Here is an 18,571-nt window from a genome sequence, read left to right on the forward strand (position 1 = left end):
CATGAAGTCGGTGTGTGTGTATTGCGGCTCCTCCAACGGCGCCAAACCGCTGTACGCCGAGGCCGCACGCGCGTTCGGCCGCGCTCTGGTGCAGGCCGACCTCGCGCTGGTCTACGGCGGCGGCAAGGTCGGGCTGATGGGCGTGATCGCCGACACGGTGATGGCCGAAGGCGACCACGCGATCGGCGTGATTCCCGAATTGCTCGTCAACAAGGAAGTCGGCCATAACGGTCTGACCGAGTTGCACGTTGTGCCCGACATGCATCATCGCAAGAAGATGATGGCCGACCTGTCCGACGCGTTCGTGGCCATGCCCGGCGGCGTGGGCACGCTCGAAGAACTGTTCGAGGTCTACACGTGGGCGCAACTCGGCTATCACCAGAAGCCGGTCGCCCTGCTCAACATCGACGGCTTCTACGATCCGCTCATCAACATGCTTCAGCACACGGTCGACGAAGGCTTCATGCGCAAGACCTATCTCGACATCCTGCAGATCGAAGCCGAACCCGTGACGCTGATCGACAAGCTGCAACGCTATCAGCCGCCCGCCGACGACAAGTGGGCCGTCAGGCGCGACGCCGTTTGAGGCAACGGCGGCTTCGTCCGTCCTGCATCGCAGTCCGACATCGCGCTTGCCAAACCGGGTCCGCGCGAGTCCACGCAAGTCCACGCGCACCCAAACACGCCTGCCATCACATCAGCGCTGCGCCCGCCGCGCAGCCGCTTCACACCATGAGGTCGCCATGTCCCAAACCGTTCTGATCACCGGCGGCAGCCGTGGTATCGGCCGCGCCACCGCACGTCTGCTCGGCGCGCGCGGCTGGTCGGTCGGCGTGAACTACGCGGCGAATCTCGCGGCCGCGCAGCAGACCGTCGAAGAAGTCGAACGCGCGGGCGGCCGTGCCGTGCCGCTCGCCGGCGACGTCGCCAACGAGGCCGACGTGATCGCGATGTTCGATGCGCTGGAGCAGCATTTCGGCCGCCCCGATGCGCTCGTCAACAACGCCGGCATTGTCGCGCCGTCCAGCCAGCTAGCCGACATGGACCTCGCGCGTCTGAAGCGCATGTTCGACGTCAACGTGCTCGGCGCGTATCTCTGCGCGCGTGAAGCGGCGCGCCGCATGTCCACGCAACGCGGCGGGAACGGCGGCGTGATCGTGAACGTGTCGTCCGCGGCTTCGCGGCTCGGTTCGCCGAACGAATACGTCGATTACGCGGGTTCCAAGGGCGCGGTCGACACCATGACGGTGGGTCTTGCGCGAGAACTCGGTCCGCAAGGCGTGCGCGTCAACGCGGTGCGTCCCGGCCTGATCGACACGGAAATCCACGCGAGCGGCGGCAAACCGGATCGCGCCGCCCAACTCGGCGCGACCACACCGCTCGGCCGTCCGGGTAGTGCGGACGAAGTCGCCGAATCGATCGTCTGGCTGCTGAGCGATGCGGCCTCCTACGTGACGGGCGCGCTGCTCGACGTCACCGGCGGACGCTGAGTCGCGGAACGGCGTTTCATTGCGGCGGCTTGCCGCTGGCGTCCGGCTTCAGCGGCATGAGTCCGCTGCCGGGCACCGCGCAACGCCAACTGTTCTTCTGCCGCGCACGGACCGACGCAATTCACCCAATTGCGTGCGATCCACCCCACACTTTGTGTAATTCACGGTAATAAAGGCGGGCTACAATCGGGCGGTTCGTGTGCGCAATGCATGCGACTCATCGCCCGAGCACGAGTGCGCGGCCCATGTCGCCGCGCGCGGTAGACCAGAGACCTTGATGCAAGAACCCCGTTCCACGCCGTGGCGCCCGGCGATCGCCGCCGCGCCGGCAGCCCGGATCGAACCGGTCGGCGCTGCCGGCGACACGCCGGAGCGAGACTCGCGCGACGCGTCCCTTTTCGCCGAAGACAGCGCCGCCAACCCGGACGACGCCGCGGCATCTTCCGTCGCATCCGAATCCACCGGCACCGCCGCGCCCGCCGACTCGGTCCGCTTCGCCGGTCGCGGGATCGAGTTGCTGCGCACGCTGCTGGCGAACCGTGTTCTGACCTGGCTGATCGCGACGGCTATTCTGTGCGCGTGGATTCTGCCCGGCACGCTGGGTCACGAACCATGGAAACAGGACGAGACCTACACCTTCGGCATCGTCCAGCACATGCTCGACACCGGCGATCTGGTCGTGCCGACCAATGCCGGCCAGCCCTTCGTCGAGAAGCCGCCGATCTACGACTGGGTCGCCGCCGGCCTCGCGTGGATGTTCGGCCGCTATCTGCCCCTGCATGACGCCGCGCGTCTTGCCAGCGCATTGTTTGCCGGGCTGACCGTCTACTACACGGCGCGCGTCGTCCGCCGGGCCACCGCGGCGTCGAGCTGGTTCGACGTTCGCGTGATCGGCACACTCGCGCTCTTCGGCGGCACGCTGGTGGTCGTCAAGCACGTGCACGACATGATGACCGACGTCGCGCTCATGGCCGGCGCCGCGCTCGGATTCTGCGGATTGTTCGAACTCGTGCTGCTCCACCTGCGTGACGAAGCGGCTACGGCCGACGCACTGCCGCCGCGCCGCCGTGCCACCTTGAGTGCCACGTTCAGCGCCGCGGCGATGTTCGGCGCGGGCGTCGGTGTCTCGCTGCTCGCCAAAGGTCTGTTCGTGCCGCTGGTTTTCGGCGCCACGACCGTTGCCGTCATGCTGCTTTATCCGGCGTGCCGCAGCCGTGGTTTCGCGGGCGCGCTGGCGTTGGCCGCGCTCGTCTGCGCGCCGTTTGCCCTGATCTGGCCGATCTGCTTTTACCTGCGCTCCGACGCGCTCTTCAAGGTCTGGCTGTGGGACAACAACATCGGCCGCTTCTTCGGTTTTTCCGTCGCCGAACTCGGCTCGGAGAACGAGAGCCGTCTGTTCGTGTTGCGCACCGTGCTGAGCGTCGGCTTTCCGGTCGTGCCGCTGGCGCTCGCCGCACTGGCAGGCGGCGCATGGCGACGCTGGCGCGAGCCGCGCGTTGCGTTGCCGCTGATCTTCGCCGGCACCGGCTTCGCCGTTCTGCAGAGTTCGGCGACAGTGCGCGAGTTGTACATCCTGCCGTTCATCGCGCCGCTCGCGCTGCTGGCCATGCAAGGCGTCGAACGTCTGCCGCGTCGCCTGCAGTTCGCATGGGACATGGCGAGCCGCGTGCTGTTCGGCAGCGTGGTGGCACTGGCGTGGATCGTCTGGTCGATCATGAGCGACGCGGCGGACACGCATGCGTCGCTGCATCGTCTTGGCCGCTGGTTGCCGCTCGACTGGGTGATGCCGGCGAGGCCCGTGCTGATCGCCGCCGCTCTCGCGATGACGCTCGCCTGGCTGTGGCTCCTGCCGCTCTTCAAGCACGCCGGCAAATGGCGCGGCGCGCTGAGCTGGTGCGCGGGGGCGATCGTCGCGTGGGGATTGGTCAGCACGTTGCTGCTGCCGTGGCTCGATTACGCGAAGAGCTATCGCTCGGTATTCGCCGACCTCGGCTCGCGGATCAATATCGAGTGGAACGATGGAGACTGCATGGCCAGCATCGCACTCGGCGAGTCCGAAGCGCCGATGCTCTACTACTACACCGGCATCCTGCACGAACCGGCGGCGAATGCCTCGGCAACCGGATGCACCTGGTTGATCGACCAGAGCCGCCGCGGCGACGCACGCGCGCCGGCGGGCGACTGGCGGTTGTATTGGTCGGGGGCGCGTCCGGGTGATAACGACGAGTTGTTGCGGGTCTTCGTGCGCACCCCCGTCGACAGCGCGGACATCGACTGAGCCCGGCGCGCTAGAACGACGAGCCGCGCTTCGTCAGAAACTCGGCTTCCTCCGCGCTCGACGCTCGTCCGAGAATCGCGTTGCGATGCGGAAAGCGTCCGAAACGCTCGATGATCCTCGCGTGTCTCACCGCGGACGAGTAGTACGACGCGCCGCCCGGCTCCGACTTCAGCCGTCCGAACAGCCGCAGCGATTCCTGCTGGCTCGCGAGCGTTTCATCGTGTTCGAACGGAAGGTAGACGAAGGCACGGTGATGCGCGCCGGGCAATCGCAGGTCGGCATTGCTCGCCACCATCTGCCGCGCCACTTCCAGCGCTTTCGGATCGGCCGCGAAAGCGAGCGGCGTGTCGCGGTGACAATTGCGCGAGAACTGGTCCAGCACGATGATCAGCGCCAGTGCGCCGGGCGCGCTGCGAGTCCATCTGTCCAGTTCGCCATTGCGCGCCGCTTCGATCAGGTGACCGAAACGATCGCGCAGCACGGCGTCGAACGCGGCGTCGCGGGCGAACCAGAGCTTACGCGCTTCGCCGAACGTGGGACTATCCACGGCACCGAACCAGCAGTCGAGTACTGCCTGAGCCTCGGCCGGCGGTGGCTCGTGCGATTGTTCGTGCGGTAGCCCCCGCCCCGCTTCAACCATTGCGGTTGCGCATCCAGTCGGCCGTCTCGTAGAACGAACCGAGCAGGCGTTCACGCAACGGCTCGGACAGCCCGACGTCTTCCATCGCCCATGCCATGCAGCGCAGCCATTGATCCCGTTCGCTGGACGCGATCGGAAACGGCATATGCCGTGCGCGCAAACGCGGATGGCCGAAGCGGCTGATGTAGTGGTCCGGGCCGCCCATCCAGCCGCAAAGGAACCAGAAGAACTTGTCGCGGGAGCCGTCGAGCGACGCCGGATGCAAGGCCCGAATCCCGGCGAAATCCGCTTCGAGATCCATCAGGTCGTAAAAGCGGTCGACCAGTTCGCGCACGCGCGCCTCGCCGCCCACCAGTTCGAAGACCGTCGGCTGTGCCGCGGCGACTTCGTCGTTCAGATCGCTCATACTCCGTTCTTACCTTTCACACCTGCATAAACAGTCACACGCGCCCTGCGCTTCACGCATCCCGCAACGATTGCAGCGCCGGGCGAGCCAGCACATGGCGCAGGCTCAGCCAGCCGCCGACACCCGCGCAAGCCACGCCGGCCGCGACGCCCGCCGGCAACAGCCACGGATTGAAGCCGAGATAGAACTCGAACACCCGCGTGGCCAGCACCCAGCCGATCACCTGCGCGCCCACGGCGGCCATCAGACCCGCCAGCGCGCCCACCGCGACGAATTCGGCCACCTGCACTGCGCGCACCTGCCGATGCGACGCTCCCAGCGCGCGCAGCAGCGCGGATTCTCGCATACGCTCATCGCGCGTGCCGGCGAGCGCCGCGTACAGCACCAGCACGCCGGCCGCCAGCGTGAACGCGAACAGGAACTGCACCGCGCCGATCACCTGCTGCAACACGCGCTGCACCTGCGCGAGAATCGGACCGGTATCGATGGCGGTGAGATTCGGATAGGCGGCGATCAGACCGTCGATCGTGCTTTGTTTGTCCTGCGGCAAATGGAAACTCGTGATGAACGTCGCCGGAAAATCCTGCAGCGCGGCCGGCGGCATCAGCACGAAGAAATTCACCTTGAACGAGCCCCAGTCCAGCTTGCGCACACTCGTGACCGGTGCGTCGACCTGCATGCCCGTCACGTCGAAACGCAGCGTGTCGCCGGGCTTCACGCCGATCAGTTTGGCGAGACCCTGCTCGATCGAAATCTGCGGTACGCGGGTCTCGCCGTACCAGGTGCCGGCGGCGAGACGGTTGTCGTCCGGCAGCGTGGTGGTATAGGACAGGTTGAATTCGCGGTCGACGAGACGCCTTGCGTCTTCGCCCTTGAAGGAATCCGGATTGACCGCCTTGCCGTTGATCGCGATCAGTCTGCCGCGCACCATCGGCGAGAGCACGGTGCCAGGCACACCGTGCGTATTCAGATATTGCGTGACGGCGTCGCGCTGGTCGGGCTGGATGTCGATGACGAATTCGTTCGGCGCGTCGGGCGGAGTCGATCTGCGCCAGCCGGCCACCAGATCGTTGCGCGTCATCGCGATCAGCAGCAGGCACATCAGGCCGATGCCGAGCGCGGTGATCTGCAGGGCGCTGGCGCCGCTGCGCCGTTCGAGCGACGCCAACGCATAACGCCAGCCGATCCCCGCATTCACGCGCTCGCTGCGCACGAAACGCGCCGCCGCCCACAGCGCCAGCCGAGCGATCACGGCAAACACCAGCATGCCGCCCGCAAAACCGCCCGCGACGATGCCGCCCAGCTTCAATTCCCCCGCGGCCAGAATCAGCAAACCGGCGAACAGCGCAATGCCGAGCGCGTACGCGGCCCATGCAGTGCGGCCGGCCTCGCCCCACTCACGGCGCAGCACCCGCAGCGGCGGCACGCGAGTCAGCGGCAGCAACGGCGGCAGCGCGAAACCGAGCAGCAGCACGAGCCCTGCCGCGATACCCTGCAGCGCCGGCCAGACCGTCGGATACGGCAGCGCCACGTCGATCAGACTGCCGAGCCAGCTCAGCAGCGCGAGATGTCCGAGGAAGCCGAGCGCCACGCCGAGCGCGCCGCCAATCAGACCGATCCCGACGAATTCGAGCGTGAACAGCCCGCGCAAGGTGGCCTGGCTGACGCCGAGACAGCGCATCGCCGCGCAGCCGTCGAGATGGCGGCGCATATAACGGTGTGCGGCCATGGCAATCGCCACCGCCGCGAGCAGCGCGGTCAGCAGGGAGACGAGCGTGAGAAAGTGGCTGGCGCGGTCGAGCGTTTGACGCACTTGCGGCTGGCCGTCCTGCAGGGATTCGAGCGCAACGCCGCGCATCTTGCCGCCGTCGACGCGGTCGTGCGCAAACTGCGCGAAGCGCGCCACGGAAGCATCCGTACCCGCCACCAGCAACCGGTACGTGACACGGCTGCCGAATGTGACAAGCCCCGTGGACTGCACGTCGTCGGCGCGCATCATCAGTCGCGGCGAAAAATTGACGAAGGAGAAACCACGGTCCAGTTCGCGTGTAATCAACGCACCGATCCTGAAATCGCGGCCGCCCACTTTCACCGTGTCGCCGACGTGCAATTTCAGCGCGTCGAGCAGCGCCTGATCGACCCAGACCGTGCCCGGCGGCGGAATCTCCTGGGTGGCGTGATCCGGCGCGTCCGGCGCACTGGCGATCCGCAACGCGCCGCGCAGCGGATAACCGGGCGACACCGCCTTGATGGCCGCGAGCCGCGAGGCCGGCTGCGCGCCGGTCGAGTTGATCATGCTGGGGAAGATGGCCGTGCTCGCCGTGTTCAGGCCGAGCGCTTTGGCCTGCTGGGCGAATTGCGGGTCGACGGGATGATCCGCGCGCACGATGAAGTCGGCGGCGATCATGCGCCGCGCGTCGCGCTCCAGCCCCTGATGCAGCCGGTCGGCTAGGAAGCCGACGCTCGACAACGCCGCGACGGCCAGCACCAGCGCCAGCAGCAGCATCGTCAATTCGCCGGCGCGCCAGTCGCGCGCCGTCATGCGGATGGCCTGGCGCAAAACGTCCGCGGCACTCAGCCGGCTTGCCGGCTTCGCCGCCGGCCTGGCGTCACGCGCCGTGGAACTGCTTGCCGTATCGCTCAATCGTGCCGGCTCCTCGCAAAGCGCGACACCATATGCGTCGCCATCCCGCGAAAGCCGCCCTGAACGCCGCGCCACAGACGCGGCAACGCCCACGCCGCCAGCATCAGAAAACCCACCATCAGCATCAGGAACAGCACGGGCACGAACAGCGCGAGCAGCATGCCGCCGAACACGAGGCCGTCTTCGGCGGTCGAGGTGACCACGTTCGACACCGGTTCCGGCGACAGATTGATCAACGCGCGTGTGCCCGCTTTGGCCAGATGCGCGGTGCCGGCGAGCGTGCCGCCCGCGAGCGCGGCGACTGTCAGCAAGGCCGGGTCGGCGTGGCCGAGCGCGCCGACGGCCAGCACGGCGCCCGCCGGAATACGGATGAAGGTGTGAACCGCGTCCCACAGCGAATCGAAGGCGGGGATTTTGTCGGCGAGAAATTCGGTGAGCGTGAGCACCGCCGCGACGCCGATGACCCACGGCGAGGACAGCGCGGACAGCGTATCGGGGAGATGGATCAGGCCAAGGCGTTCGAACACGCCGGCCAGCAGGACCGTCAGATAGAGGCGCAGACCGCTGCCCCATGAGAGGCCAGCAGCGAGCGAAAGTGATTCAAGCATGGCCGCCTCCAGGCGCGCTGTGCGTGCCGGGCGCTTCGACGGGCAAAAGACGCGAGCCACGCACCGAAGTCGTCAGACCCGCGCCAAGCCGGCCGCGCCAAATAGGCCGCGGGCAATGTCAGGTTGGATTCAATCTCATTATAGCCACGATAATTCGCAGACCGCAGAGTGGGTCGCAATCGGTTGGCTCTAAAAACAACGCAGGCCGCGAAGCGCAACCGGCGCGAAAAGGGCGCGAAAAGCGCGCCTGATCCGTTCCGGTGTCGGGATCAGTGGCCGGACGAGAGCTTCAGCCCGATCAGGCCGATCACGATCAGCGCCGCGCTGGCCACTCGCGCAACGCTCAAAGCCTCGCCCATCACGACGATGCCGAAAATGAACGCGCCGACCGCGCCAATGCCCGTCCACACGGCGTAGGCCGTGCCGAGGGGCAACTGGCGCATCGCGACGGCGAGCAGAACGAAGCTGCCGAGCGCCGTCACGACGGTGAAAACGGACGGCCAGAGCCGGGTGAAACCTTCGGAGGTTTTGAGGCCGGCCGCCCACGCGACTTCGAGCAATCCGGCAATCAGCAGAAGAATCCAGGACATGAGACAGCTCCATGGTGAAATGGGGCCGTCCCCGTTCGTAGCAGATGCGCAAGGTCGTCCTTACGATCTGTAATTATATCAAGATAGGGGTTGGCTTGCTGAGGGCCGTCCCGTCCGTGGCAAGGTCTTCAGGTCACACCGACCAGCCGGTAACCGACACCCGTCTCCGTGACGATGTGTTCGGGCTGCGCCGGATCGCGCTCCAGCTTGCCGCGCAAATGCGCCATGTAGATCCGCAGATAGTGATGGCTTTCCACATGCGACGGTCCCCACACGTCCTTGAGCAACTGACGATGCGTGAGCACCCGGCCGGCATGGCGCACCAGCGTGGCGAGCAGACGGTATTCGATCGGCGTCAGATGGACGGCCGCGCCTTCGCGGCTCACCTGACGCAAGGCGAGATCGACCGTCACCGCGCCGAAACGCACGACCGGCGACTCGCTCGCGCCGCCCTGGTTGCGCCGGCGCATATGCGCGCGAATCCGCGCCAGCAATTCGGAGACGCCGAACGGCTTGGTGAGGTAATCGTCCGCGCCGGCGTCGAGCGCCGCGACTTTCTCGCTTTCCTGGGTGCGCGCCGACAGCACGATCACCGGCAGCTCACTCCAGCCGCGCAATTCGCGGATCACATCGAGGCCGTCGGTGTCCGGCAGGCCGAGATCGACGATCACCAGATCGGGTTTGCGCGTCGCGGCTTCGACAAGGCCCTGCTTGCCGGTTTCGGCGTCGTGCACGACGATGCCCTCGCCTTCCAGCGCGGTACGCACGAAACGGCGAATCTGCTTCTCGTCCTCGATCAGGACGACGGTCATGCCCGGGTCACTCATGGGTCGGCTTGCTCAGCGGATGATTCGGTGATTGGAGTTCGAACGGGGTTTCGTGCAATGGCTCGTGCGGCAACCCGTGCGGCAGCGCGCCGAGACCATCGCCCGGCGCAAGGTCCGCCTCTTCCTGGAGCGAGTCCGGCGCTTCGAGCAGCGTCTCCGGCGGTGTCTCCACCGGCAGCGTGAACCAGAAGCGCGCGCCTTCGACGCGGCCGTCGGACGTCAGCCGGTTGAGCGCGCCGATTGTACCGCCGTGCGCCTCCACGATCGCACGGCAGATCGCAAGGCCGAGACCGATGCCCGGCTTGGCCGATTCCTTCTCGCCGCGCGTGAATTTCTCGAACACACGCGCTTCCATGCCGGCCGGCAGGCCCGGCCCGCGATCGTCCACACAAACGCGCACGAACGGCTTGCCGTCCGCGTCGACACGCTGCGCGCCGATGACGAGCGGCGTGTCCGGCGCCGAGTATTTGGCCGCGTTCTCGAACAGATTGGAAAAGAGACGCTCCATCAGGACGGCGTCGAGTTGCAGCAGCGGCAGATCGGCAGGCAGCGTCACCTGGACCGGATGCCGCGCCAGCACGCGCCGGCACGCGCGCAAAGCGGCGCCCACCGTTTCTTCGAGCAGGGTCCACTGGCGGTTCAGTTGCAGACTGCCGGCCTGGAGGCGCGCCATGTCCAGCAGATTCGTGACGATGCCGGTCATGCGCAGCGCCTCTTCGTGAATCGCGTCGACGAGGTCGTCGGCGGATTCCGTTCCGGCATGCGTGTCGCGCGACTGCGCCAGCATCGACGAAAACCCGACGATGGTGGTGAGCGGCGTGCGCAGATCGTGCGAGATGGCCGAGAGCAGCGAATTGCGCAAACGCTCCGATTCCATGTTGACGAGTGCGTCCCGCGCGATGTCCACGTAATGCACGCGCTCGAGCGCCAGCGCAATCTGCGCGGCGAACGCGTCGAGCATGCGCTGCTGCTCCGGCACGTCAAGCTCGCGCCGGTCGCGCATCAGAACGGCCAGCACGCCGCGTGTGCGCATCGGCGCCTTCAGCGGCAGATAGAGCGCCGCAGCCGCGGGCAGCGTGTCGGTGCCCCGCCCGGCCGCCTTCTGCTGATCGTAGACCCACTGACCGACATCGCTGTCGAGCAACTCGCCGTCGAGCGTCACGGCGGCGTCGGGGTCCTCGATTTTCTGCTTCACCTGGTCGGCGCTGTCGGGCAACAGAATCGCGACGCGCGCGCCGAACACTTCACTCACATGCCGGCTGCCGATGCCGACGATCTGCTCCGTGGTGAGCGCCGCGGCGAGTTCGCGCGCCATCGCGTACATGGCGCCGGTGCGTTGTTCGCGGCGCCGCGCGACGCTCGCCTCGCGCCGCAGACTCGACGTTAGGTGACTGATGACGAGCGAGGTCAGCAGCATGCCGAAGAAGGTCAGCAGATATTGTGTGTCGGACACCGAAAGCGACATGCGCGGCGGCACGAAGAAAAAATCGAACGCGGCCACGCTCATGAACGACAGCACCACGCCCGGCCCGCGCCCGAGCTTGACCGCCGTGAAGATCACGCCGAGCAGATACAGCATGACGAGGTTGGTCAGATCGATATGGTCGCTCAGACGGCTCGCCAGCAAGGTGATCGCCGCGCCGATCGCCAGCGCGAAACCGTAGGCGCGCGGCGGCGAACGTCGTTCGCGCGCCGCGCTCAATGCGTCGCGCCAGGCATTCGCGGTAGTGTTCAGCAGATGACGATGCTCGCCGCCATGGCTGTCGGACGACGCGCGGATCAGCGTGAGATCGAGATCGCCGACACGCTCGGCGATGCGCTCGCCGAGCGACCGGCTCAGCCAGCGTCTGAAGCCGCTGCGCGCCGACGCGCCCGCCACCAGCTTCGACACATTGCGCGCCTGGGCATAGCCGATCAGCGCCACGGCCGCATCCGGACCGGCCAGCGTGGCCGTTTCCGCGCCGAGTTCGGCGGCGAGTTTCAGCGCATTCAGCGTGCGCTCGCGGCGCGCGTCGGGCAGGCGCTGCAGCGCGGGCGTTTCCACATACACGGCGATCCAGTCGGCCTTCAGGCTGGCCGCGAGGCGCGCGGCCGCGCGCACCAGCAGCGGCGCCTCGGGCCCCGGCCCCACGCACACCAGCAAACGCTCGCGCGCCTGCCAGATGCGCTGGATCGAGCGGTCCGCGCGGTACTCGCGCATCTGCGCATCGACGCGATCGGCGGTGCGCCTGAGCGCAAGCTCACGCAGCGCGATCAGATTGCCTTTGCGAAAGAAGTTGCGCACCGCGCGCTCGGCCTGCTGCGGCATGTACACCTTGCCGTCGCGCATCCGGTCGAGCAGTTCCTCGGCGGGCAGGTCCACCAGCGTCACTTCGTCGGCGCGATCGAACACGCGGTCGGGCACCGTCTCCCACACGCGGATGCCGGTAATCTGGCCGACCACGTCGTTCAGACTTTCGAGGTGCTGCACGTTGACCGTGGTGTAGACGTCGATGCCCGCGTCGAGCAGTTCGTAGACATCCTGCCAGCGCTTCAGATGACGCGCGCCCTGCACGTTCGAATGCGCGAGTTCATCGACCAGAATCAGTTGCGGCTTGCGCGCGAGCGCGCCGTCGAGATCGAATTCGCCGAGCTTGCGGCCGCGATAGTCGATCTGCGTGAGCGGCAGCACGTCGAGGCCGTCGAGCAGCGCGGCAGTTTCGCCGCGCCCGTGCGTTTCGACGATACCGACCACCACGTCGGCGCCTTCGTCGTGACGGCGACGCGCGGCCTGCAACATCGCGAAGGTCTTGCCGACGCCAGCCGACGCGCCGAAGAAAATCTTCAGCCTGCCGCGCTGACGCTTTTCTTCGTCGCGCTGCAGTTTGTCGAGCAGCTGGTCAGGATCGGGGCGAGTCAGGCTCATTGGTTTTAATTGCGAGTTCGGGGTTCGATGCACGCGACGGGTGCCAGCATGGTGGCACGGCGGCGAGCGGGCCGCAAATAGCAGCCGCCCAATGGCTCGTGAAAAATGGCAAAAGCGGCGTCGCGCAGACGCCGCCTTTGCCGCTCGACGCGATCAGCCGCGCTTCATTTCGTCGAGTGCGAGATTCAGTTGCAGCACGTTCACGCGCGGCTCGCCGAGCACGCCGAACTGACGGCCCGTCGTGTAGCGATCGACCAGCGCCGCCACGTCGTTGGCGGCCAGCTTGCGGGCCTGGGCAACGCGTTCGATCTGATACGCAGCCGCCGCCGGACTGATTTCCGGATCGAGGCCGCTGCCCGACGACGTCACCAGATCGACCGGCACCGGCTTCGACATGTCGGTGCCGGCCGCCTTCAGCGCGTCGAGCCGGCCTTTGACTTCATCGAGCAAGGCGGGATTGGTCGGCCCGAGATTCGAACCGCTCGACCCTTGCGGGTTGTACGGCATCGGGCTGGTGGCCGACAGACGGCCCCAGAAGTATTGCGGCGCGTCGAACTGCTGGCCGATCAGTTTCGAACCGACGACCTTGCCGTCCTGTTCGAGCAGGCTGCCATTGGCCTGATCGTGGAAGGCCGCCTGACCCACCGCGGTCATCACGGCGGGATACGCGAGCCCGGTCAGCGCGGTCAGCACTGCAAAGATCACGATCAGCGGACGGAACAGATTTTTCATGATGGTCATTCCTCTTTCTCAACTCGTGTGCAGCCGTGGATCAGACCCAGCCGAAGGCGGCCAGCACCATATCGATCAGCTTGATGCCGATGAACGGCACGACGATCCCGCCGAGCCCGTAGATCAGCAGATTGCGGCGCAGCAGGATCGCGGCGCCCAGCGCGCGATAACGCACGCCCTTGAGCGCGAGCGGAATCAGCAGCACGATGATCAGCGCGTTGAAGATCACCGCCGACATGATCGCGGACGCGGGCGTGGCCAGATGCATCACGTTCAGGGCGTTCAAGGCCGGATACGTGGTGGCGAACGCGGCCGGGATGATCGCGAAGTATTTGGCGACGTCGTTGGCGATCGAGAACGTGGTGAGCGAGCCGCGCGTCATCAGCATCTGCTTGCCGATCTCGACGATCTCGATCAGCTTGGTCGGATTCGAATCGAGATCGACCATGTTGCCGGCTTCTTTCGCGGCCTGCGTGCCGGTGTTCATCGCCACCGCGACGTCGGCCTGCGCGAGCGCCGGGGCGTCGTTGGTGCCGTCGCCGGTCATCGCCACCAGCCGGCCTTCGGCCTGGTGCGCGCGAATCGTCGCGAGCTTGGCTTCCGGCGTGGCTTCGGCGAGGAAATCGTCGACTCCCGCTTCGGCGGCGATCGCGGCGGCGGTCAGACGGTTGTCGCCCGTCACCATCACGGTCTTGATGCCCATCTTGCGCAACTCGGCAAAGCGCTCCTTGATGCCGCCCTTCACCACGTCCTTCAGTTCGATCACGCCGAGCACGCGCGCGCCCGCCTCTGCCTGCCCGAGTTTCTCGGCCACCACCAGCGGCGTGCTGCCGCGCCGCGCGACTTCGGCCACCGCGTTGCTGACCTCGCTCGGGAAACGGCCGCCGTTCGCTTCGACGTAATGCCTGACCGCGTCCGCCGCGCCCTTGCGGATTTCGCGGCCGACCGCGCCCGGCGACGTGCCTTCGGGCGACAGGTCCACACCGCTCATGCGCGTTTGCGCGGTGAAGGCGAGAAACACCGTGTGCAAGGTCGCCATGTCGCGCTGACGGATGTTGAAGCGCTGCTTCGCCAGCACGACGATGCTGCGGCCCTCGGGCGTTTCATCGCCGAGCGACGACAATTGCGCGGCGTCCGCGAGCGCTTCTTCGCTCACGCCCGGCGCCGGCACGAACTGCGACGCCTGGCGATTGCCGAGCGTGATCGTGCCGGTCTTGTCGAGCAGCAGCACGTCGACGTCGCCGGCGGCTTCCACCGCACGGCCGGACGTGGCGATCACGTTGGCCTGCATCATGCGGCTCATGCCGGCCACGCCGATGGCCGAAAGCAGGCCGCCGATCGTGGTCGGAATCAGACACACCAGCAAGGCGACCAGCGCGGTAATGGTCACCACATGGCCCGCTTTGGCTGCTTCGACGGAGAACATCGAAAACGGCAACAAGGTGGCCGTGGCGAGCAACATCACGATCGTCAACGCGACCAGCAGAATGGTCAGCGCGATTTCGTTCGGTGTTTTCTGACGCTTCGCGCCTTCGACCATCGCGATCATGCGGTCGAGGAACGCTTCGCCCGGATTGGCCGTCACACGCACCACGATCCAGTCGGACAGCACACGCGTGCCACCCGTCACCGATGAAAAATCGCCGCCGGACTCGCGGATCACCGGCGCGGATTCGCCGGTGATAGCCGATTCGTCCACCGACGCCACGCCGTCGATCACCTCGCCGTCGGCCGGAATCACGTCGCCGGTTTCGACCAGCACCACGTCGCCGCGACGCAGATCCGAAGCGGTGAGAATACGGATCGGCGACTTCGGATGCGGCTCGTTGAGCTTCTTGGCCATCACGTCTTTCTTCGCGCTGCGCAGCGACGCGGCCTGCGCCTTCGAGCGGCCTTCGGCGAGCGCTTCCGCGAAGTTCGCGAACAGCACGGTGAACCACAGCCACAACGTGACCGCGAGAATGAATCCCGCGGGCGCCTCGGCCTGACCGCCGAGCGCGGCGATCCAGAGTATCGTCGTCAGAATGCTGCCGACGTACACGCAGAACATCACCGGATTGCGAAACTGCGTGCGCGGCGTGAGTTTCTTGAAGGAGTCCACGATCGCCGGGCGCAGCAGCGCCGGATCGAACATGGACCTCGTTGCATTATGTTCAGTCATTGAAACCTCGAATATCCCGTTAGCGCGTGACTTGAGTCGGTTCGGTCATCTGAATGGACGGCGCGTCAATGAGCGCCCATCATCATCAGATGCTCGACGCCGGGACCGAGCGCGAGCGCCGGCACGTAAGTCAGCGCGCCGACCAGCAGCACCGTGCCGAGCAGCAGCACGACGAACAACGGACCATGCGTGGGCAGCGTTCCACCCGTCACGCCGATGCGTTTTTTCGACGCCAGCGAGCCGGCGATCGCCAGCACCGGAACGATCGTGCCGAAGCGGCCGAACCACATCGCGATGGCGGTCATCCAGTTGTAGAAGGGCGTGCTGACCGTCAGACCCGCAAAGGCGCTGCCGTTGTTGTTGGCGGCCGAGCTGAACGCGTAAAGAATCTCGGAGAAACCGTGCGCGCCGGGGTTGAGAATGCCGGCCTTGCCCGCGTCGCTGAGTACCGCGATCGAGGTGCCGACCAGCACCAGCAGCGGCGTCAGCAGCACGACGATCGACACCATCTTCATCTCGTACGCTTCGATCTTCTTGCCGACGTATTCCGGTGTGCGGCCGATCATCAGCCCTGCCACGAACACGGCGAGCAAGGCGAACACGAGCATGCCGTACATGCCGGAGCCGACGCCGCCGAAGATCACTTCGCCGAGTTGCATCAGCAGCATCGGATAGAGGCCGCCGATCGGCGTCAGCGAGTCGTGCGTGTTGGCCACCGCGCCGCACGAAGCCGCCGTGGTCGCCACCGTGAAGATGCCCGACTGCGCGATGCCGAAGCGCGTCTCCTTACCCTCCGCATTGCCTCCCGATTGCAGCGCATTCGCCGACTGGTCGACATGCAAGGCGCTCAAGGCCGGATTGCCCGCCTGCTCCGCGGCAATCTCGCCGAACACGCAGACGCCGAAGGCGATCGTCATGGCCGCGAGCACCGCGACGCCCTGCTTGCGGTCCATGATCATGCGACCGAACACGAGTGCGAGCGCGGCCGGAATGATCAGGATGGAGAAGATCTGCAGGAAGTTGGAGAACGGCGTGGGGTTTTCGAACGGATGCGCCGAGTTGCCGTTGAAGAAGCCGCCGCCGTTGGTGCCGAGCATCTTGATCGCTTCCTGCGAAGCAACCGGGCCCATCGCGATGGTCTGCGTTTTCACGGGCGTATCGACCGTGACGGGATTGCCCTTGGCGTCCTTCACCGGATTGCCTTGCGCGTCGAGTTTGGGCGCGGCGTAGGTGGTGGTTTGCAAGGTCGGCACGTCTTCGTACGACTTGAAGTTCTGGATCACGCCCTGGCTCATCAGCAAGGCAGCGACGATCGCGGACATCGGCAGCAACACGTAGAGCGTGACGCGCGTGAGATCGACCCAGAAATTGCCGATGGTTTGCGCCGTGTGACGCGCGAAGCCGCGAATCAGCGCGATCACCACCACAATGCCGGTCGCGGCGGACAGAAAGTTCTGCACCGTGAGACCGAGCATCTGCGTGAGATAGCTGACGGTCTGTTCCGGCGTGTAGTCCTGCCAGTTCGTGTTCGACACGAAACTGACCGCCGTGTTGAACGCGCCGTCCACGGTCATCGGACCGAATTGCTGCGGGTTGCCGGGCAGCCAGCCCTGCACGCGCAGCAGCGCATAAAGAAACAGCGTGCCGAGCGCATTGAACGCGATCGTCGCGACGGCGTAGTGCTTCCAGTTCATTTCCGTCGACGGGTCGACACCCGCGACGCGATACAGCAAACGTTCGAGCGGTCCGCCGAAGCGCACCACGCGCGAACTGCCGTCCATGACGTTCGTGAGATAACGCGAGAGCGGCACGGCCGCTGCCAGCAGCACGACGATAAACAGCCCTGCCTGAAGGACGTTGTTCGAGTTCATTCGATGTCCTCCGCGCGCAACAACGCATAGACCAGGTACACGAACAGCATCAGCGTCGCCGCGCCGGACAACCAGAGAATCCAGCTCATGAGCGCGCTCCCTGACCACGACGGAACTGCATCAGCTTCTCGCAGCCCGCAATCAAACCCAAGGTCAGCGCGAAAAACAGCACCAGCCCCCCGACATACAGCACATCCATTTTTGTTCTCCCTACACGGACTTTGGATAGGCGCAACGTTATGCCGATCCGCGTAAAGGGCTGGTCAAAGATGCTGAAGGGCGTATAAAAATCGCGTAAACGGACAAGGCCGTTCCATCGCGAAATGGAACGGCCTCGTGTTTGCTTCGGAGCGCTGCGCCAGCGCCGGTTAGCGCGGCATGGCGCGCGGTGGGACTACGGCAGCAGGATCGTCGAGCCCGTGGTGCGGCGCGCTTCGAGATCGGCATGCGCCTGACCGACGTCGGCGAGTGCGTGACGCTGGTTGATGCTCGTCTTCACCTTGCCCGACACCAGCATGTCGAACAGCTCGGCGGACATCGACTCGTAATCGGCGCGCTTACCGATATACGTGAACAGCGTGGGACGCGTGAAGAACAGCGAGCCGCGTCCGGCGAATTCCGAGGAGTCGATCGGCGGCAACGGACCGGACGCATTGCCGAAGCTCACGAACATGCCGAGCGGCGCGAGGCAATCGAGCGAGGCCGTAAACGTGTCTTTACCGATCGAGTCGTACACCACCGGCACGCCCGCGCCGTTGGTGATCTCGCGCACGCGTTTGGTGAAGTTTTCGCGCGTGTAGACGATGGCGTGATCGCAGCCGTGCGCCTTGGCGATCTCGGCTTTTTCGTCCGAGCCGACCGTGCCGATGACCGTGGCGCCCAGCGCCTTGGCCCACTGGCACGCCAGCAGGCCGACGCCGCCCGCCGCAGCCTGGATCAGGATCGTGTCGCCGGCCTTCACCGGATACGTGCGGCGCAGCAGGTATTGCACGGTCAGCCCTTGCAGCATGACCGAGGCGGCCTGCTCGTCGCTCACGGCGTCGGGCACTTTCACCACCGCCGTAGCCGGCAACACGCGCTCCTGCGTATAGGCGCCGGGCGGTCGCGTGACATAGGCGACGCGGTCGCCCGCTTTCAGCTCCGTCACACCCGGGCCGACCGCCGCCACCACGCCCGCCGCTTCCATGCCGAGCCCGCCCGGCAACGGCAGCGGATACAGACCCGTGCGGAAATACACGTCGATATAGTTCAGCCCGACCGCCGTCTGGCGAATGCGAATTTCGCCCGCACCCGGCTCGCCCACTTCGACGTCGACCCACTTCATCACTTCCGGGCCGCCGGTTTTATCGAATCGAATCGCTTTGACCATCATGTCTCCCTGGTTCGTGCTTCGTCCTGATTGATCGGTTCCGTCGCGAG

The 18,571-nt window shown here is 66.1% G+C and carries 16 protein-coding genes; 3 read left to right on the top strand and 13 right to left on the bottom strand.

Translation table 11 applies throughout. The annotated features are described in order from the left end of the window. The first annotated feature begins 1 nt into the window (after window position 1). From P3T18_RS35620 to P3T18_RS35630, 3 genes are all read left to right on the top strand, one after another. Window positions 2-586, top strand: coding sequence for a TIGR00730 family Rossman fold protein (locus P3T18_RS35620; RefSeq protein ID WP_429304643.1), 585 nt, complete (start codon window positions 2-4; stop codon window positions 584-586). 157 nt (window positions 587-743) lie between these two features. Beyond that, window positions 744-1,490: an SDR family oxidoreductase gene (locus tag P3T18_RS35625; protein ID WP_429304644.1), complete on the top strand. Its 747-nt coding sequence runs from the start codon at window positions 744-746 to the stop codon at window positions 1,488-1,490. Between the two features lie 277 nt (window positions 1,491-1,767). Then, the gene (locus P3T18_RS35630) at window positions 1,768-3,768 is read left to right on the top strand and encodes an ArnT family glycosyltransferase (protein WP_429304645.1); all 2,001 of its coding nucleotides are present in this window, start codon (window positions 1,768-1,770) and stop codon (window positions 3,766-3,768) included. Between the two features lie 10 nt (window positions 3,769-3,778). On the opposite strand, the gene P3T18_RS35635 is transcribed toward P3T18_RS35630, so the two are convergent. The 13 genes from P3T18_RS35635 to P3T18_RS35695 form a co-directional block, all read right to left on the bottom strand. Next, the gene (locus tag P3T18_RS35635; protein ID WP_429304646.1) at window positions 3,779-4,408 is read right to left on the bottom strand and encodes a DUF924 family protein; all 630 of its coding nucleotides are present in this window, start codon (window positions 4,406-4,408) and stop codon (window positions 3,779-3,781) included. Continuing rightward, window positions 4,401-4,814: a group II truncated hemoglobin gene (locus tag P3T18_RS35640; RefSeq protein WP_429304647.1), complete on the bottom strand. Its 414-nt coding sequence runs from the start codon at window positions 4,812-4,814 to the stop codon at window positions 4,401-4,403. Before P3T18_RS35640 ends, P3T18_RS35635 begins: the two co-directional genes overlap by 8 nt. A gap of 52 nt (window positions 4,815-4,866) precedes the next feature. Beyond that, window positions 4,867-7,458 carry an ABC transporter permease gene (locus tag P3T18_RS35645; protein ID WP_429304648.1) on the bottom strand — a complete coding sequence of 864 codons (2,592 nt, stop codon included), beginning with the start codon at window positions 7,456-7,458 and terminating at the stop codon, window positions 4,867-4,869. Continuing rightward, window positions 7,455-8,066 carry a DUF4126 domain-containing protein gene (locus tag P3T18_RS35650; protein ID WP_429304649.1) on the bottom strand — a complete coding sequence of 204 codons (612 nt, stop codon included), beginning with the start codon at window positions 8,064-8,066 and terminating at the stop codon, window positions 7,455-7,457. The genes P3T18_RS35645 and P3T18_RS35650 overlap by 4 nt, the downstream gene beginning before the upstream one ends. 269 nt (window positions 8,067-8,335) lie before the next feature. Then, window positions 8,336-8,656, bottom strand: a complete 321-nt coding sequence (gene sugE / locus P3T18_RS35655; RefSeq protein WP_429304650.1) for a quaternary ammonium compound efflux SMR transporter SugE — start codon at window positions 8,654-8,656, stop codon at window positions 8,336-8,338. A gap of 128 nt (window positions 8,657-8,784) precedes the next feature. Beyond that, window positions 8,785-9,483: a two-component system response regulator KdpE gene (kdpE, locus tag P3T18_RS35660; RefSeq protein ID WP_429304651.1), complete on the bottom strand. Its 699-nt coding sequence runs from the start codon at window positions 9,481-9,483 to the stop codon at window positions 8,785-8,787. Beyond that, window positions 9,476-12,382, bottom strand: coding sequence for a DUF4118 domain-containing protein (locus P3T18_RS35665; protein WP_429304691.1), 2,907 nt, complete (start codon window positions 12,380-12,382; stop codon window positions 9,476-9,478). The genes kdpE and P3T18_RS35665 overlap by 8 nt, the downstream gene beginning before the upstream one ends. 159 nt (window positions 12,383-12,541) lie before the next feature. Then, the gene (gene kdpC, locus P3T18_RS35670) at window positions 12,542-13,120 is read right to left on the bottom strand and encodes a potassium-transporting ATPase subunit KdpC (RefSeq protein WP_429304652.1); all 579 of its coding nucleotides are present in this window, start codon (window positions 13,118-13,120) and stop codon (window positions 12,542-12,544) included. A gap of 40 nt (window positions 13,121-13,160) precedes the next feature. After that, the gene (kdpB, locus tag P3T18_RS35675; protein ID WP_429304653.1) at window positions 13,161-15,281 is read right to left on the bottom strand and encodes a potassium-transporting ATPase subunit KdpB; all 2,121 of its coding nucleotides are present in this window, start codon (window positions 15,279-15,281) and stop codon (window positions 13,161-13,163) included. Between the two features lie 65 nt (window positions 15,282-15,346). Next, window positions 15,347-17,152, bottom strand: coding sequence for a potassium-transporting ATPase subunit KdpA (kdpA, locus tag P3T18_RS35680; RefSeq protein ID WP_429304654.1), 1,806 nt, complete (start codon window positions 17,150-17,152; stop codon window positions 15,347-15,349). Continuing rightward, window positions 17,149-17,241 (bottom strand): K(+)-transporting ATPase subunit F, encoded by a 93-nt coding sequence (gene kdpF, locus P3T18_RS35685; RefSeq protein ID WP_429304655.1) that lies wholly within the window; start codon window positions 17,239-17,241, stop codon window positions 17,149-17,151. Before kdpF ends, kdpA begins: the two co-directional genes overlap by 4 nt. Beyond that, a complete protein-coding gene (locus P3T18_RS35690) occupies window positions 17,238-17,351 on the bottom strand; it encodes a potassium ABC transporter ATPase (RefSeq protein WP_429304656.1) in 114 nt (37 codons plus the stop codon). The genes kdpF and P3T18_RS35690 overlap by 4 nt, the downstream gene beginning before the upstream one ends. Window positions 17,352-17,546: 195 nt before the next feature. Then, window positions 17,547-18,521, bottom strand: coding sequence for a quinone oxidoreductase family protein (locus P3T18_RS35695; RefSeq protein ID WP_429304692.1), 975 nt, complete (start codon window positions 18,519-18,521; stop codon window positions 17,547-17,549). Window positions 18,522-18,571 lie beyond the last annotated feature (50 nt).

The sequence above is a fragment of the Paraburkholderia sp. GAS199 genome (assembly GCF_050436585.1).
Taxonomy (GTDB): Bacteria; Pseudomonadota; Gammaproteobacteria; order Burkholderiales; family Burkholderiaceae; genus Paraburkholderia.